The sequence below is a fragment of the Bradyrhizobium uaiense genome (assembly GCF_010811875.1).
In the GTDB taxonomy this organism is placed as follows: domain Bacteria; phylum Pseudomonadota; class Alphaproteobacteria; order Rhizobiales; family Xanthobacteraceae; genus Bradyrhizobium; species Bradyrhizobium uaiense.
The window spans coordinates 23,138-38,807 of sequence record NZ_VKHP01000008.1; the positions used below are offsets into that span (position 1 = coordinate 23,138).

The following is a 15,670-nucleotide window of genomic DNA, read 5'->3' on the forward strand; positions in this document are numbered from 1 at the left end:
GCTTCCACCTTCCTGCCAGACCGAACCCATGAAACGCCCCGCGCTCAAGAACTTTCGCCGCATCGTCGTCAAGGTCGGCTCATCACTGCTGGTCGACTCGCAGGCCGGCGAGGTGCGCGCATCGTGGCTGGCCGCATTGGTCGAGGACATCGCGAAGCTCCACAAGCGAGGCTGCGAGGTCATGGTGGTGTCGTCGGGCTCGATCGCGCTCGGCCGCAGCCGCCTGAAGCTGCCGCGCGGTCCGCTGAAGCTCGAGGAGAGCCAGGCTGCCGCAGCCGTGGGCCAGATCGCGCTGGCGCGGATCTGGTCGGAGGTGCTCGGCCATCACGGCATCGGCGCCGGGCAGATCCTGGTGACGCTGCAGGACACCGAGGAGCGCCGCCGCTATCTCAATGCGCGCTCGACCATCGCAAAGCTGCTCGAATGGGGCGCGGTGCCCGTGATCAACGAGAACGACACGGTGGCCACGACAGAGATCCGCTACGGCGATAATGATCGCCTGGCCGCCCGCGTCGCCACCATGGCGAGCGCGGACCTGCTGATCCTGCTCTCCGATATCGACGGCCTCTACACCGCGCCGCCCGCGGTCGATCCCGACGCCAAGCTGATCCCGGTGGTCGAAAGCATCACCTCGGAAATCGAGGGGATGGCAGGCTCGGCCGGCTCCGAGCTGTCGCGCGGCGGCATGACCACCAAGATCGAGGCCGCGAAGATCGCGACCACCGCCGGCACCCACATGCTGATCGCCTCCGGCAAGATCGAGCACCCCTTGCAGGCGATCGCCGACGGCGGCCGCTGCACCTGGTTCCTGACCCCAGCCAATCCCGTCACCGCGCGAAAGCGCTGGATCGCGGGCTCGCTCGAGCCCAAGGGCACGCTGACCATCGATGCCGGTGCGGTGGCGGCGCTGCGTGCCGGCAAGAGCCTGCTGCCGGCCGGCGTGATCCGGGTCGACGGCCAGTTCGCCCGCGGCGACGCCGTGGTGGTGCGCGGCCCCGACACCCATGAAATCGGCCGCGGCCTCGTCGCCTACGACGCCGAGAACGCCGAGAAGATCAAGGGCCGCTCCTCGCCAGACGTGATGGCCATTCTGGGTATCAGCGGCCGGTCCGAGATGATCCATCGCGACGACCTCGTGATCGGCCCGGCCGGGGCGATCCCGGCCAAATAGGCCCAAATCGCCCACTGGGCCGACAGCCGGCCTGCCGCCCACCTGCCATGCCGGTTCCGCGCCTCGCCACCCCGCAATTGCCATGCTAGAACATGGCCTTAGAGCATGATCCGGAAAAGTGGACACCGGTTTTCCGAAGAGATCATGCTCAAACAAGGACTGGGACTTCCATGAGTGCCCCCCTGAAGGCGATCGACGGCAACGCCGATCTCGCCGCCCTGATGACCGACCTCGCCGCCAAGGCGCGCGCTGCCGCGCGCGTGCTGGCACTGGCGCCGCCGGAGCAGAAGAACCGGGCGCTCGCGGCAATCGAACGCGCGATCCGCGCTAATGCGCCGGCGATCCTCGCTGCCAATGCCGAGGACGTTGCCGAGGCGCGCGCGGGCGGCATGACCTCCGCCTTCGTTGACCGCCTGACATTGACGCAGGGGCGCATCGACGGGATGGCCGGCGGTGTTGCGACCGTGCGCGAGATTGTCGATCCGGTCGGCGCCGTCACCGAGAGCTGGCAGCGTCCGAACGGCATGACCATCGAGCGCGTGCGGGTGCCGCTCGGCGTCATCGGTGTGATCTTCGAGAGCCGGCCCAATGTCGCCGCCGATGCCGGCGTGCTGTGCCTGAAGGCCGGCAACGCGGTGATCCTGCGCGGCGGCTCCGACAGTTTCCGCTCCTGCCGCGCGATCCATGAATGCCTGGTGCAGGGCCTGCGCGAAGCCGGCCTGCCCGAGGCCGCCATCACTTTGGTGCCGACCCGTGATCGCGCGGCCGTCGGCCTGATGCTGACCGGATTGAACGGCGGCATCGATGTGATCGTGCCGCGTGGCGGCAAGAGCCTGGTCGCGCGCGTCGAGGCGGAGGCACGCGTTCCGGTGTTCGCGCATCTCGAGGGCGTCAACCACATCTATGTCGATGCCAGTGCAAAGCTCGATATGGCGAAGTCGGTCGTGCTCAACGCCAAGATGCGCCGTCCCGGCGTCTGTGGTGCCGTCGAGACGCTGCTGATTGATCGCGACGCTGCTGCGACGAAGCTGAAACCGCTGGTCGCGTTGTTGATCGACGCCGGTTGCGAGGTGCGCGGTGACGACACCGTGCAAGGCGCCGATGCCAGGGTGAAGCCTGCGTCCGACGAGGACTGGAACACCGAATACGAGGACGCGATCATCTCCGCGAAAATCGTCGACGGCCTCGATGAAGCGATTGCGCATATTCAAAATCACGGCTCGCATCACACCGATGCGATCGTGACGGAAGACACGACTGCCGCGCAAAGATTCCTCAACGAGGTCGATTCGGCGATCGTGCTGCACAACGCCTCGACCCAGTTCGCCGACGGCGGCGAGTTCGGCTTTGGCGCGGAGATCGGAATTGCCACCGGCAAATTCCACGCCCGCGGGCCGGTCGGCGCCGAGCAGCTGACGAGCTTCAAGTATCGTGTCCACGGCACCGGGCAGACACGGCCGTGATCACGATCGCACGCGCACGGTAGACCATTGCAGCAGGCCTCACGCGTGTCGTTGTCCGCAGCCCAGGCCCTGCCGTTCTACACCAACGGCATGCGTATCGGGCTGCTCGGCGGCTCGTTCAATCCGCCGCACGCCGCGCATCGCGCCATCAGCCAGTTCGCGCTCAAGCGATTGCAACTCGATCGCGTGTGGTGGCTGCTGACGCCGGGCAATCCACTGAAGAACCATGACGGCCTGCATGCGCTCAACGAGCGCGCCGCCGCCGCGCGCCGCGTTGCCGACGATCCGCGCATCGACATCAGCTGTCTCGAAGCTGTCATTGGCACGCACTATACAGTGGACACGATCATCCACTTGCGCCGCCGTGTCTCCGGCGTGCACTTCGTCTGGATCATGGGCGCTGACAATCTCGCGCAATTTCATCGCTGGAAAGATTGGCGGCGCATCGCGTCCGATGTGCCGATTGCCGTGATCGACCGACCGCCCCAAAGCTTCCGCGCCCTTGCCGCACCGGCGGCGCAGGCGCTCTCGCGCTATCGCATGCCCGAAAATCAGGCGACACGGCTGGCCGACCAGCAGGCGCCCGCCTGGGTCTTCCTGACAGGAATGAAATCCAATCTGTCTTCGACCGGACTCCGGAACCCTGACGGGAGCTGGAGAACGGGATGAAGCGCAAAAGGGTTACTGGAATATTGAAACCATTAACCCCACATGCGTAGTATGGCGCGTGGGGCCGAGGATTCGGCGCCCGCGATACAGTGAAAGGAATGGTCCCTGGCCACATCTGTATTGTCAAAGTCTGTTTTACCCAAGGTTCCAAAGACTGCGCGTAAAACATCGACGAAAACCGCGGCCTTGCAGGCGCAACCGGACGCCGACAAACCGGATGCCAACAAGACGCTGAGCCTGATCCTCTCCCGCCTCGAGGATATGAAGGCGGAAGAAACGGTCACCATCGACCTTCGCGGCAAATCCGCATATTCCGACTACATGATCGTCACCACCGGCCGGGTGAACCGGCACGTTGGCGCGATCGCGGAAAATGTGACGAAAAGCCTCAAGGAAAACGGGGTCAAGAACATCCACGTCGAGGGCTTGCCCAATTGCGACTGGGTGCTGATCGATTCCGGCGAGGTGATCGTGCACGTGTTCAGGCCCGAGGTACGCGAGTTCTACAATCTCGAGCGGTTGTGGACTCAGAACCCGGCGGTCGCGGCGGTCTAAGGGGGTATCGAGGCCGATGCGAATCGGCAGCAGCGCAGCTAGTCTGCGTTGATGCGTCTCGTCGTCATCTGCATCGGCCGCCTGAAACAGGGCCCTGAACGGGAGCTCGCCGAGCGTTACCGCGAGCGCTTCGAAGATATCGGCCGCAAGCTCGGGTTTCGCGGCCTCGAGATTCATGAGATTGCGGAAAGTCGCGCGCGCGACACAGCCGCACGCATTGCCGAAGAAGCCGCGGCGATCTCGGCGCTGCTGCCCGACAAATACGCGCTCGTGGCCCTCGACGAACGCGGCAAGAGCGTCGACAGCGTAAGCTTTGCGCAGCAGCTCGGCCGCTGGCGCGACGAGGGTTTGGCGCATACGGCCTTCGTGATCGGCGGCGCGGACGGACTTTCGCCGGAATTGCAGCGCAAGGCTTCGTTGCGTATTGCATTCGGCTCCGCGACCTGGCCGCACCAAATGGTCCGCGTCATGCTTCTGGAACAGATTTATCGGGCCGCAACCATTTTGGCCGGCCATCCCTATCACCGCGCTTGAGCGGCGGTGACGGACAGTCGAAAGCACTGAACGTACGCGAATGCAGCACAAGCGGGACACAGCTTCGTATTTCGGCACCGCGCGCCGCCGCGGGCTGCTGGCGTCGCTGCCCTTGTCGATCGCCGTGCTCGCCGCACAGCCACAGCCCGCGGCGCATGCGCAAGCGGCACCATCAACGCAACAATCCGCTCCGCCGGCACAGCAGGCTGCAACCGCGGAGACATCGCCCGACGCCATCAAGCAGCGTGAGCAGGAGCTCGAGGCCGCACGCGAGCAGCAGCGCAAGGCGACCGAGCTGCAGGAGAAGCTGAAGGCCGACATCGCCGCGATGGGCCAGGACCGCAGCAAGCTCAATCAGCAGCTGATCGACATTGCCGGTCAGGTACGCGGCGTCGAGACAAGGATCGCGGATGCCGAGGCGCGCTTGCTGCCGCTCGATGGCCGCGAGCGCGAGATCCGCAGCTCGCTCGATTCACGCCGCTCCGAAGTGATCGAGGTGCTGGCCGCGCTGCAGCGCGCCGGGCGGCGGACGCCGCCGGCGCTGCTGGTGCGGCCAGAGGACGCGCTGCAATCGCTGCGCACCGCGATGCTGCTCGGCGCCGTGGTGCCGGAGTTGCGCGTCCGCGCCGAAAAGCTTGCGGCCGATCTCGGCGAGCTTGTCGCGCTGCGCAAGACCATCTCGACCGAGCGCGATGCCATGGCGGCTGATCGTGACAAGCTGAGGGAAGACCAGACCCGCCTTGCGGCGCTGGTCGACGAGCGGCAGCGGCAGCAGAGCACGGCCGAGAAGGACATGGAGGCAGAAGGCGCCCGCGCCATTGCGCTGTCCAAGCAGGCCGCCGACCTGCAGAGCCTGATCGCCAAGATGGAGCAGGACCTCAAGAGCGCGGCCAAGGCGGCCGCCACGGCCAGCCTCCAGGGGGCCCCGGCGACGGTTAACGGCAAGCCGAATCTGGGCGCCTTGAAGGACCCGGCCCGCATGAGCCCGGCGGTCGCCTTCGCTTCGGCCAAAGGCCTGTTCTCCTATCCCGTAAACGGCACCAAGATTCGCGAATTTGGCGGTTCCGACGGCGCGGGAGGCGTACAAAAAGGCATTTCTTTGGCAGCCAAGCCGGGCGCCCAGGTCACAACCCCGTGTGACGGCTGGGTTGTTTACGCTGGTCCTTTCCGCAGCTATGGACAACTCTTGATCCTCAATGCCGGGGGCGGGTATCATGTCCTGATCGCCGGGATGGAGCGAATTTCGGTAAACATCGGCCAGTTTGTACTTACGGGGGAGCCGGTCGCGACCATGGGGTCGACATCCCAAGTCGCATCCATTCTCGCGACCAATGCGAGCCAGCCAGTGCTTTATGTCGAGTTCCGGAAAGACGGCACTCCAATCGATCCAGGTCCATGGTGGGCCGCAAATGAAGGCGAAAAGGTTCGCGGATGATGCGCAAGACTTCGGTAATTCTCCTTAGCGCCGCCACCGGCGCGGCCCTGACGCTTTTCGTCACACAGCCCCGCGCTGTGCTGATGGGATCGAGCGCGCGTGCCGCGACGTCGGACACCTACCGCCAGCTCAACCTTTTCGGCGACGTGTTCGAGCGCGTGCGCAGCGACTATGTCGAGAAGCCCGATGACAGCAAGCTGGTCGAATCCGCAATTTCCGGCATGCTGTCCGGTCTCGACCCGCACTCGAGCTACATGGATGCCAAGAGCTTCCGCGACATGCAGGTGCAGACCCGCGGCGAGTTCGGCGGCCTCGGCATCGAAGTCACAATGGAAGACGGGCTGATCAAGGTCGTCTCGCCGATCGACGACACCCCGGCCTCGAAGGCCGGCATCATGGCCAACGACATCATCACCAACCTCGACGACGAGGCCGTGCAGGGCCTGACCTTGAACCAGGCCGTCGAGAAGATGCGCGGTCCGGTCAACACCAAGATCAAGCTCAAGATCATCCGCAAGGGCCAGGACAATCCGATCGACGTCACGCTGGTGCGCGACAACATCCGCGTCCGCTCGGTGCGCGCGCGGGTCGAGGCCGACGACATCGCCTATATCCGCATCACCACCTTCAACGAGCAGACCACCGAAGGCCTGAAAAAGGAGGTCGCCAACCTGCAGAGCCAGATCGGCGACAAGCTGAAGGGCTACATCATCGACCTCAGAAACAACCCCGGCGGCCTGCTTGAAGAAGCGGTCACGGTGTCCGACTCCTTCCTGGAGCGTGGCGAGATCGTCTCGACCCGCGGACGCAATGCCGAGGAAACCCAGCGCCGCGCCGCCCATCCGGGCGACCTGACCAAGGGCAAGCCGGTCATCGTGCTGATCAACGGCGGCTCGGCGTCGGCCTCCGAAATCGTCGCCGGCGCGCTGCAGGACCACAAGCGTGCGACGCTGGTCGGCACCCGTTCGTTCGGCAAGGGTTCGGTGCAGACCATCATCCCGCTCGGCTCGGGCAACGGCGCGCTCCGCCTGACCACCGCGCGCTATTACACGCCGTCGGGCAAGTCGATCCAGGCCAAGGGTATCGTGCCCGATATCGAGGTGCTGCAGGACGTGCCGGACGAGCTGAAGGCGCGCACCGACACCAAGGGCGAAGCCTCGCTGCGCGGCCATCTGAAGAACGATGGCGACGAGAAGACCGGCTCGCAGTCCTACGTCCCGCCGGATGCCAAGGACGACAAGGCACTGAAGATGGCCGACGACCTGCTGCACGGCATCAAGTCGACCTCGAACGCCACGCCGGCACCGGCCACCCCGTCCAGTGACAAGGCGCCCGGCGACAAGGCCGCCGTCGACAAGCCGGCCAACAAGTCCGCGAACTAAATCCAATCCAATCGATTCGGCGAAAGGGCGGCCCTCAGGCCGCCCTTTCTGTTTTCGGATGTCCACCCGTAACCGTGCTTTGACGGGGCGGCCGGTGCGCGTGAATGCACCGCATCGTGCTATCGTTCGCGCTGTTGATTCGGGGAGGGGCATGGCAGAAGCGGCCGACGAACTGAGCACGCCGCTTGGGCAGAACACGGTGGGCAGGACGCGCCGTTTCCGCCTGCCATTCACGGCGATGCAGGCGCTCGCCGTGCTGCTGGGCCTCGTGCTGGTCGGCTTCGCCGGCGTCGCGCTGTTCAACGACAACCCACTCGGCGGCGAGCCGATGGCCCGCGTCACACTCCGCAATCCCCCGCCCGCAGCCACCGACGACAAGCATGCCCCTGCCGGCCAGACGGCCGAGCCGGCGGTCAAATCCGTCGCCAAGGCGCCGGCCGCAGCCAGCGACGCCAAAACCGTCACCATCATCGACGGCTCCAGCGGCAAGCGCCAGGACGTCGTGATCGGCGCCGGCGATCCCCGTGAAAAGGCGGATGTCGATTCGCCACCGGTCGCGACGACCGGGATCGACCCGCGCCTCCTGGAAAAATCGCGCTACGGCATGATCCCCATGGTTGCCGATGGCCTGAAGCCGTTCACCGTCTATGCGGCCGAGGCCGACCGCGCCAAGGCCGCCCGGATGCCGGTGGTCGCCATCGTGGTCGCCGGCCTCGGCGTCGGCGCCGCCAAGACCACCGACGCCATCATGAAGCTGCCGCCGGCCGTAACGCTGGCCTTCACGCCCTATGGCGCCGACCCCGGCAAGCTTGCAGAACGCGCCCGGACGCAGCGCCACGAGATCCTGCTGCAGATCCCGATGGAGCCGTTCGACTATCCCGACAACGATCCCGGCCCGCAGACGCTGCTGACCACATTGAGCAGCGAGCAGAATCTCGACCGCCTCTACTGGCACCTCAGCCGCCTGCAGGGCTATGCCGGGATCGCCAACTTCATGGGCGCCCGGTTCGTCGCGACCGATCCAGTGATGCAGCCCATCGTGCGCGAAGCGGCCAAGCGCGGCCTGAGCTTTTTCGACGATGGTTCCACCCCGCGCAGCGTCGCGCAGACGCTCTCGGCGGGCCAGTCACTGCCGTTCGCCAAGGCCGATTTCGCCATCGACGCGGTGCCGACGTCGGCGGAAATCGACCGTGCGTTGGTCAAGCTGGAAACCATCGCCAAGGAACGCGGCACCGCCGTGGGTGTCGCCTCGGCGCTGCCGGTCTCGATCGAGCGGCTCGGCGCCTGGCTCAAGACCCTGGACTCCAAGGGCATTATGCTTGTGCCATTGACAACGGCGATGCTGAAATCAAAATCGGGCTAGAGATCAATCTGTTGGTGCAGTCCGAGACCTTGCCGGGGGGCCGGGTCCGGCAGCACCGGGAACTGCGAGGTAGCGGCAGCATGGCACGTTATGAAGACCTGCCCTATCGAACCTGCGTCGGCATCATGCTGCTGAATGCAGCCGGACTGGTCTTCATCGGCCGTCGCGCGGGCGGCATCGAGCATGTCGACGATGCGCATGTCTGGCAGATGCCCCAAGGCGGCGTCGATCCCGGCGAGGATACGTTTCAGGCCGCGCGGCGCGAGCTCTACGAAGAAACCAGCATCAAGTCGGTGGAGAAGCTCGGCGAGGTCTCGGACTGGCTGATCTACGATATCCCGCGCACCGTCGCCGGCCGCGCCTGGAAGGGACGCTATCGCGGCCAGCGGCAGAAATGGTTCGCGTTGCGCTTCACCGGCAACGAGAACGAGATCAACGTCGCCAACCCCGGCGGCGGCCACAAGGCCGAGTTCATCACCTGGCGCTGGGAGCCGATGCAGAATCTGCCGGAGCTGATTGTGCCGTTCAAGCGCCCGGTCTATGAGCGCGTCGTGAAGGAATTCGCCGGTCTGGCGGACAAATAGACCCACGACGCACACGTATCGAGATGTCATCAGATAAGCCCTATCGCCCCAATGTGGGCATCGCGCTGTTCAACGGCGACGGACACGTGCTGATCGGTCACCGGATCAAGGACGACGGTCCGGAGATCGTGCTGCCCGGCCTTGAATGGCAGATGCCGCAGGGCGGCATCGATGCGGGCGAGGATCCGCGGCAGGCCGTGATGCGCGAATTGTGGGAAGAGACCGGGGCGGTCAGCGCCGACTATCTCGGCGAGACCGACTGGATGACTTACGAATTCCCTGCCTATGACGGACCGGCGTCGCACCGGCTGGCCAAATTCCGCGGGCAGCGCCAGAAATGGTTTGCGCTGCGCTTCACCGGACGCGACGAGGAGATCGATCCGTTGACGCCGCGCAACGGCCAGCCCGCCGAGTTCGATCAATGGCGCTGGGAGCGCCTCGACCGCGTCGCCGATCTCGTGGTGCCGTTCCGCCGCGACGTCTATCGCACGGTCGCGACCCGGTTCGCGGAATTCGCCGGCTGATCTGGAGCATGATCCGGAAAAGTGTGTAGCGGTTTTCCCTCGCGACAAACGCGAATGCGTTTGCGCGGAGGGCATGCTCGAACTAAAGAGCCAGGGCGGGATGGCGATTCGAAGAAACGTCATCCCGATCTGGCGGCGGAACGCGCCGCGCATCGCCCGGCGTCATGCCGTAGGCCGCGCGGAAGACGCGATAGAAAGTCGCGATGCTGTCGAAGCCGCACGCGAACGCGATCTCGTCGATCCCGCGCTCCTGCTTGGCGTAGAGCAGCCGCCTCGCCTCCTGCAACCTCGTCGCCGTCAGCGTCCGCGCGAACGACAGCCCGGTCGGCTCGAACAGCGCATGCAATTGCCGCAGCGAAATGCCGAGTTCGGTGGCGACTGCGGCCGGCGTGAGCGAGGCGCGATGCAGATCGCGCAGCAGGATTTCGTGCGCGGCATGGAGATAGCCCGCATGCAGTGCGGCACGGATCTCATCCAGGCGTGGCCGCAGGCGTCCGCGCGCAAGCAGCGCCAGGCGCACCATATGCGTGACCTCGCCGGCAAACTGCCCGGCTTGCGCCGGATCGCGTGTCATGGAGCGGAACATGGCGCCGACAAGGCGCGTCAGGTGCGCATCACGCGCCAGCATGACCGGCGGGACGTCCTCGATCCGCGCACCAAGCACGAGGTCGCTGGTGACGGGAATCTTGAGGCTGAAGAAGTGGAAGCCATCGGTCCGGTCGGGCGTTGACGCAAACGGAAGATTGGAGTGGCCGAACACCAGATCCCCGTTGCCCACCCACTGAACGCGGTCGCGGCCGATATTCATGTGGCCTGGGCCGCGCACCTGCCAGGCGAGATGCAGGCTGTTGCTCGGAACGCGGGCGATGTCGGACGAGGTCCGGCTGACGCGATAGGAGGACGCCGACATTTCCGCCAGCATGGCATCGCCAACCGGTGTCGCGGAAAAGCGCCCGCGGAAATCGGGCCGCCTGTCGCGTTCGAGCTCGATGGTGACCCCGAATAGGCTTTTGCCGCGCACGTCGCACCAATGCTCAAATCGGTCCTGCGGGCGGAGAGCCTCGGTGGAGAAAGTCAGCACAGCATCGTGTCCGTCATGTCGGTGGTAAAATCGCGATGCGACCAGGTCGATTCGTCATCGCGCCGCAGCTTGTCATCTGTGCACGATCCACGCTGTAAGCTGCTTCACATTCTCCGGATCGCGCTTTAGTTCGGGCCGACCGCGAACGGACCGATCGCGATGACATGACAATCGCTGTCGCGCCTGGCGCAGTCACCGAGCGCAGCATTGACGGCGCTCTGCTCGTTCTCCGCCTTCAATCCCAATCCCGGCCGACCCTGCGTGCCGACTGCGACCGCATTCCAGCCTACCGTCGCGTCGGCAAGCTTTCGTGCGACGTCGCTGCGCTCGCCCGGCGTGATGACTGAGCTGTCCGCCGCCTTGAAGAAGCCGATCACGCGCAACGTGGCCGGAATCGGCACCACGAAGACGTCGTCGACCGCGACGATCGTGCAGGGCACGCCCGCGACCGCGCCGCAGGCCTGCAGGTTGCGCCGCGCCGATTCCTCCAGCGAATCGATGCCCGCGTTGAAGAAGTAGTGACCGCCCGGACCGAGCGCGATGGTTCGCGTCTTGCGTCCCGGCACGAACAGGCTGTCGAGCCGGGCCCTGGCCGCCTCGCGCAGCAGCGGAACGTCCTTGGTGGCGTAGGGCTTCTCGACCAGCGCATCACGCTTGACCCATGGCAGAGGCGGCACCGGCGGCAGGCCATGGGCGTACACGATCGTATTGCCGACGGCGTACAGTTCGCATTTGCGCGGTGAGCCCGCATTGTCGGCGCGCTTCTGGCACTGCTCGAGGGCTGACGTCTTCGCCGCGTCCTCGCTCGGCTGCGCCACGCTCGATCCGACGAAGCCGTTGATGTTGAGGGCAATCGCCTTGAAATCGTTCGCGGGCGCATATTCGGTCGCGAGCACATTTCGGGTGCGGTCGCTGACGAACGGAATGATGTCGGTGGCGAGCTTGTCACCCGATGCGATCGAAGGCGCCGGCGGGGATGCCGGCGCGGCCAGCGCCGGCGTCGGCGCGGGCTTCGCAGACGGCACCGTCGAAGCCGGCGGCGCCGGTGCGACCAACGGTGCGGGTGAAGCAGATACCAGGGGCGCGGATGCCGGAGCGGAACTGGCCACGGCTGCAGGCTTCGTCGCCGAGGTTTCCAGCTTGGTGTAGGCGAGAAAGCCGCCGACGCCGATCGCAGCCAACAGCACCAGGGTAATACCAGCGGGCCACATCCATGCCGGCGCGCCCGGCGGTGGGACCTTGATCGGCTTCTTGACCTGCGGCGTCGCGTAGCTGCCGTCCTCGCGCCGCATCGCCACCATGTAGGCGTGCACGGGGGTCGGGATGTTCTTCACTTCCTGCGCGCCGATATCGGCGAATTGCACCGACAGCTTGTTGGCGACCTGCTCATGCACGGCGCGCGACACGCAGATGCCGCCGACCTCGGCGAGGCCCTCGAGCCGCGCGGCGATATTGACACCGTCGCCAAGCAGATCGCCGTCGCGCTCGACGACGTCGCCGATGGTGATACCGATCCGAAACGCCATCTGCCGGCTCGGCGGATAGGCCATGTTACGCGTGCGCAGGCTTTCCTGGATGTCGATCGCGCAACGCACGGCTTCGACGGCGCTGGGGAATTCCGCAAGCACCGCGTCGCCCGCGGTGTTGAAGATGCGGCCACCGCCCTTTGCAATGAAGTCGTCGGTGACCTGCCGATAGGAGGCGAGCCGCCGCAGCGTCTCTTCCTCATCCTCGGCAACCAATCGACTATAGCCTGCAATATCGGCCGCAAAGATCGCAGCGATCTTGCGCTTCATGAGTGCCAGCCCCGGAACCCAGAAAATATGCCGAGAGAATGCCGCCAGACACTCGCAGGCGCAACAAGCATTCAGCGCCCGCAAGGTGCGGCGGGCGTTGAATCGTTCAAGCCTCTGCAGGCGATGACTGGAAAAGTGTGAGCGATTTCAGAAAGGGGGCCGGCTCACTCGACGCAAAGGCGCGATCGCTGGTCAGCAACCGCGCCCTAGTGCATAGCCGTCGCGTTGAGCTCGTGCTGGATGCTCTTGAAGTGATCGAGCCGCTCGATCGCGTGGTCGAGCTCGGTGCCCTCGTGCTCCGCGAGCTTTTCCTGCATCTCAGCGATGGTCTCGGCAAACTTCGCACGATCGAGATCCGCAATCGCGGTCGCGACGTCCGCGAGCACGGTGAGCCCCTTGTCCGACACCTCGGCAAGACCGCCGAGCACGATCACCTTTTCACGCTTGCCGGCGGTCGTGATCGTCAGGATACCCGGACGAACCGTGGCGACGACCGGAGCGTGTCCGGCGAGCACACCGAAATCACCCTCCACACCGGGAACGTCAACCTGATCGACCTCGCCGGAGAAGGCGAGCTTTTCGGGAGAGACGAGATCGAAGTGGAAGGTGGCCATGGTCTTTCCGTTCTTTGCGCGGTCACCCGCGGGCTCGGCCCGCGGGTCCATCAGTCAAAATGCTTCTGGTGCGATGGATCGCCGGACCAGGTCTGGCGATGACGACATCCCAAAGCTTAAGCCGCTTCGGCGGCGAGCTTCTTGCCCTTCTCGACGGCTTCTTCGATGGTGCCGACCATGTAGAACGCCGCTTCCGGCAGATGGTCGTACTTGCCCTGGCAGAGATCGCGGAAGCCCTTGATGGTGTCGGCGAGGTCGACGAACTTGCCCGGCGAACCGGTGAAGATTTCGGCGACGTGGAACGGCTGCGACAGGAAGCGCTCGACCTTGCGGGCGCGGGCGACCGTCAACTTGTCCTCTTCCGACAGTTCGTCCATGCCGAGAATGGCGATGATGTCTTGCAGCGACTTGTAGCGCTGAAGGATCTGCTGGACGAGACGCGCGGTGTTGTAGTGCTCTTCACCGACGACCAGCGCCGAGAGCATGCGCGAGGTCGAGTCGAGCGGGTCCACCGCCGGATAGATGCCCTTTTCCGAGATCGCGCGCGACAGCACCGTGGTGGCGTCCAAGTGCGCGAACGAGGTGGCGGGCGCCGGGTCGGTCAAGTCGTCGGCCGGCACGTAGATCGCCTGCACCGAGGTGATCGAGCCCTTCTGGGTGGTGGTGATGCGCTCCTGCAGCGCGCCCATGTCGGTCGCGAGCGTCGGCTGATAACCCACGGCCGAAGGAATACGGCCGAGCAGCGCCGACACTTCCGAACCCGCCTGGGTGAAGCGGAAGATGTTGTCGACGAAGAACAGCACGTCCTGGCCCTGGTCGCGGAAGTGCTCGGCGACGGTCAGGCCGGTCAGACCGACGCGGGCGCGGGCGCCCGGCGGCTCGTTCATCTGGCCGAACACCAGCGCGCACTTCGACTTCACGCTCGGATCCGGATTGTGCGGATCGGCGTTGACCTTGGATTCGATGAACTCGTGATAGAGGTCGTTGCCTTCACGGGTACGCTCGCCGACGCCGGCGAACACCGAGTAACCGCCGTGCGCCTTCGCGACGTTGTTGATCAGTTCCTGAATCAGCACGGTCTTGCCGACGCCGGCGCCGCCGAACAGGCCGATCTTGCCGCCCTTCGCGTACGGAGCAAGAAGGTCGACGACCTTGATGCCGGTGACGAGGATTTCGGCTTCGGTCGACTGATCGGTGTAGCTCGGCGCTTCCTGGTGGATGGCGCGCAGGCCTTCGGACTTGATCGGACCGGCTTCGTCGATCGGCTCGCCGATGACGTTGATGATGCGGCCGAGCGTGCCTTCGCCGACCGGCACCCGGATCGGTTCGCCGGTGTCGGTCACTTCCTGGCCGCGCACCAGACCTTCGGTGATGTCCATCGCGATGGTGCGGACGGTCGATTCACCGAGATGCTGCGCGACTTCGAGCACCAGGCGGTTACCGCCGTTCTTGGTCTCGAGCGCATTCAGAATCGCCGGAAGATGGCCTTCGAACTGCACGTCGACCACGGCGCCCGTGACCTGGGTAACGCGACCGATCTGGTTGGCTGCTGTAGCCATGGACTGTTCTCCTTCGAAAATCTGCCTTAGACCGCCTCAGCGCCGGAGATGATCTCGATCAGCTCCTTCGTGATCTGGGCCTGACGGGTTCGGTTGTAAATCAGGGTTTGCTTGCGAATCATCTCGCCGGCATTGCGGGTCGCGCTGTCCATCGCGCTCATCTGCGCGCCATAGAACGAGGCGTTGTTCTCAAGCAGTGCGCGGAAGACCTGCACCGCGAGGTTGCGCGGCAGCAGGGTGCCGAGGATCTGGTCCTCTTCCGGCTCATATTCATAAGACGTGGCAGGAGCCGTGCCCGCGGCGGGCGCGGCGACCTCGAGCGGGATGATCTGCTGCGCGGTCGGGATCTGTGCGATCACCGACTGGAAGCGCGAATAGAACAGCGTGCAGACATCGAACTCGCCGGCCTCGAACCGCGCCAGCACCTTGTTGGCAATGTCCTCGGCGTTGACGAAGCCGATCTGCCGCACCGAGCGCAGGTCGAGATGCTCGACGATCCGCTTCTCGAACGTCCGCCGCAGCTGCTCGTAGCCCTTGCGGCCGACGCAGAAGAATTTGACTTCCTTGCCCTGTGCGAGCAGCGCGTTCGCCCGCTCGCGCGCCAAGCGCACGATGGCGGAGTTGAAAGCGCCGGACAGGCCGCGCTCGCCGGTGCAGACCAGCAGCAGGTGAACCTGGTCGTTGCCGGTGCCCGCGAGCAGCGCCGGCGCGCCGGGCGAGCCATTGGCTGCGGCAGCGATGTTGGAAATCACCGCGTCCATCTTGGTGGCATAGGGCCGCGCCGCTTCGGCGGCGTTCTGCGCGCGGCGCAGCTTGGAGGCTGCGACCATCTGCATGGCCTTGGTGATCTTCTGCGTCGCCTTGGTCGAGGCGATGCGGACCCGCATGTCTTTTAGTGACGCCATTCTTCGTTCACCCCGGCGATCCGACCACAATGGTC

15 protein-coding genes are annotated in these 15,670 nt (G+C 65.3%); 10 read left to right on the forward strand and 5 right to left on the reverse strand.

Features of this window, described 5'->3' with window-relative positions:
- The first annotated feature begins 28 nt into the window (after positions 1-28).
- The 10 genes from proB (at position 29) to FNJ47_RS03795 (ending at position 9,680) form a co-directional block, all read left to right on the forward strand.
- Entirely contained in the window at positions 29-1,171 is a 1,143-nt protein-coding gene (gene proB / locus FNJ47_RS03750; protein WP_163150743.1) for a glutamate 5-kinase, read from the forward strand.
- Positions 1,172-1,341: 170 nt separating this feature from the next.
- On the forward strand, positions 1,342-2,634 hold the full coding sequence (locus FNJ47_RS03755; RefSeq protein ID WP_163150745.1) for a glutamate-5-semialdehyde dehydrogenase: 1,293 nt from the start codon (positions 1,342-1,344) through the stop codon (positions 2,632-2,634).
- A gap of 45 nt (positions 2,635-2,679) precedes the next feature.
- Positions 2,680-3,303, forward strand: coding sequence for a nicotinate-nucleotide adenylyltransferase (locus tag FNJ47_RS03760; protein ID WP_163150747.1), 624 nt, complete (start codon positions 2,680-2,682; stop codon positions 3,301-3,303).
- Between the two features lie 186 nt (positions 3,304-3,489).
- Entirely contained in the window at positions 3,490-3,858 is a 369-nt protein-coding gene (gene rsfS / locus FNJ47_RS03765) for a ribosome silencing factor (RefSeq protein WP_016847840.1), read from the forward strand.
- A gap of 51 nt (positions 3,859-3,909) precedes the next feature.
- On the forward strand, positions 3,910-4,392 hold the full coding sequence (gene rlmH / locus FNJ47_RS03770; protein ID WP_163150749.1) for a 23S rRNA (pseudouridine(1915)-N(3))-methyltransferase RlmH: 483 nt from the start codon (positions 3,910-3,912) through the stop codon (positions 4,390-4,392).
- Between the two features lie 40 nt (positions 4,393-4,432).
- Positions 4,433-5,827, forward strand: a complete 1,395-nt coding sequence (locus FNJ47_RS03775; RefSeq protein WP_163150751.1) for a murein hydrolase activator EnvC family protein — start codon at positions 4,433-4,435, stop codon at positions 5,825-5,827.
- A complete protein-coding gene (locus FNJ47_RS03780; RefSeq protein WP_163150753.1) occupies positions 5,824-7,209 on the forward strand; it encodes a S41 family peptidase in 1,386 nt (461 codons plus the stop codon). The genes FNJ47_RS03775 and FNJ47_RS03780 overlap by 4 nt, the downstream gene beginning before the upstream one ends.
- Positions 7,210-7,360: 151 nt before the next feature.
- The gene (locus FNJ47_RS03785; protein WP_163150846.1) at positions 7,361-8,572 is read left to right on the forward strand and encodes a divergent polysaccharide deacetylase family protein; all 1,212 of its coding nucleotides are present in this window, start codon (positions 7,361-7,363) and stop codon (positions 8,570-8,572) included.
- 80 nt (positions 8,573-8,652) lie between these two features.
- Positions 8,653-9,156 carry an RNA pyrophosphohydrolase gene (locus FNJ47_RS03790; RefSeq protein WP_163150755.1) on the forward strand — a complete coding sequence of 168 codons (504 nt, stop codon included), beginning with the start codon at positions 8,653-8,655 and terminating at the stop codon, positions 9,154-9,156.
- Positions 9,157-9,179: 23 nt separating this feature from the next.
- A complete protein-coding gene (locus tag FNJ47_RS03795) occupies positions 9,180-9,680 on the forward strand; it encodes an RNA pyrophosphohydrolase (protein ID WP_163150757.1) in 501 nt (166 codons plus the stop codon).
- 82 nt (positions 9,681-9,762) lie between these two features.
- Here FNJ47_RS03795 and FNJ47_RS03800 read toward each other — a convergent pair whose 3' ends face one another.
- The 5 genes from FNJ47_RS03800 to FNJ47_RS03820 all read right to left on the reverse strand — a co-directional run bounded on the left by FNJ47_RS03800 (position 9,763) and on the right by FNJ47_RS03820 (position 15,635).
- Positions 9,763-10,761 carry a helix-turn-helix domain-containing protein gene (locus FNJ47_RS03800; protein ID WP_163150759.1) on the reverse strand — a complete coding sequence of 333 codons (999 nt, stop codon included), beginning with the start codon at positions 10,759-10,761 and terminating at the stop codon, positions 9,763-9,765.
- A gap of 125 nt (positions 10,762-10,886) precedes the next feature.
- On the reverse strand, positions 10,887-12,557 hold the full coding sequence (locus FNJ47_RS03805) for an adenylate/guanylate cyclase domain-containing protein (RefSeq protein WP_163150761.1): 1,671 nt from the start codon (positions 12,555-12,557) through the stop codon (positions 10,887-10,889).
- A 206-nt stretch (positions 12,558-12,763) separates the two neighbouring features.
- The gene (locus FNJ47_RS03810) at positions 12,764-13,171 is read right to left on the reverse strand and encodes a F0F1 ATP synthase subunit epsilon (protein ID WP_163150763.1); all 408 of its coding nucleotides are present in this window, start codon (positions 13,169-13,171) and stop codon (positions 12,764-12,766) included.
- A gap of 116 nt (positions 13,172-13,287) precedes the next feature.
- A complete protein-coding gene (atpD, locus tag FNJ47_RS03815; RefSeq protein WP_163150765.1) occupies positions 13,288-14,730 on the reverse strand; it encodes a F0F1 ATP synthase subunit beta in 1,443 nt (480 codons plus the stop codon).
- A 26-nt stretch (positions 14,731-14,756) separates the two neighbouring features.
- Positions 14,757-15,635 carry a F0F1 ATP synthase subunit gamma gene (locus FNJ47_RS03820; RefSeq protein WP_163150767.1) on the reverse strand — a complete coding sequence of 293 codons (879 nt, stop codon included), beginning with the start codon at positions 15,633-15,635 and terminating at the stop codon, positions 14,757-14,759.
- Positions 15,636-15,670: the final 35 nt, after the last annotated feature.

Coding starts and splice junctions, on each gene's coding strand:
- FNJ47_RS03795 (WP_163150757.1), top strand. CDS start 9,180: ATGTCATCAGATAAGCCCTATCGCCCCAATGTGGGCATCGCGCTGTTC.
- rlmH (WP_163150749.1), top strand. CDS start 3,910: ATGCGTCTCGTCGTCATCTGCATCGGCCGCCTGAAACAGGGCCCTGAA.
- FNJ47_RS03820 (WP_163150767.1), bottom strand. CDS start 15,635: ATGGCGTCACTAAAAGACATGCGGGTCCGCATCGCCTCGACCAAGGCG.
- FNJ47_RS03755 (WP_163150745.1), top strand. CDS start 1,342: ATGAGTGCCCCCCTGAAGGCGATCGACGGCAACGCCGATCTCGCCGCC.
- FNJ47_RS03780 (WP_163150753.1), top strand. CDS start 5,824: ATGATGCGCAAGACTTCGGTAATTCTCCTTAGCGCCGCCACCGGCGCG.
- proB (WP_163150743.1), top strand. CDS start 29: ATGAAACGCCCCGCGCTCAAGAACTTTCGCCGCATCGTCGTCAAGGTC.
- FNJ47_RS03790 (WP_163150755.1), top strand. CDS start 8,653: ATGGCACGTTATGAAGACCTGCCCTATCGAACCTGCGTCGGCATCATG.
- FNJ47_RS03805 (WP_163150761.1), bottom strand. CDS start 12,557: ATGAAGCGCAAGATCGCTGCGATCTTTGCGGCCGATATTGCAGGCTAT.
- atpD (WP_163150765.1), bottom strand. CDS start 14,730: ATGGCTACAGCAGCCAACCAGATCGGTCGCGTTACCCAGGTCACGGGC.
- FNJ47_RS03810 (WP_163150763.1), bottom strand. CDS start 13,171: ATGGCCACCTTCCACTTCGATCTCGTCTCTCCCGAAAAGCTCGCCTTC.
- FNJ47_RS03775 (WP_163150751.1), top strand. CDS start 4,433: ATGCAGCACAAGCGGGACACAGCTTCGTATTTCGGCACCGCGCGCCGC.
- FNJ47_RS03785 (WP_163150846.1), top strand. CDS start 7,361: ATGGCAGAAGCGGCCGACGAACTGAGCACGCCGCTTGGGCAGAACACG.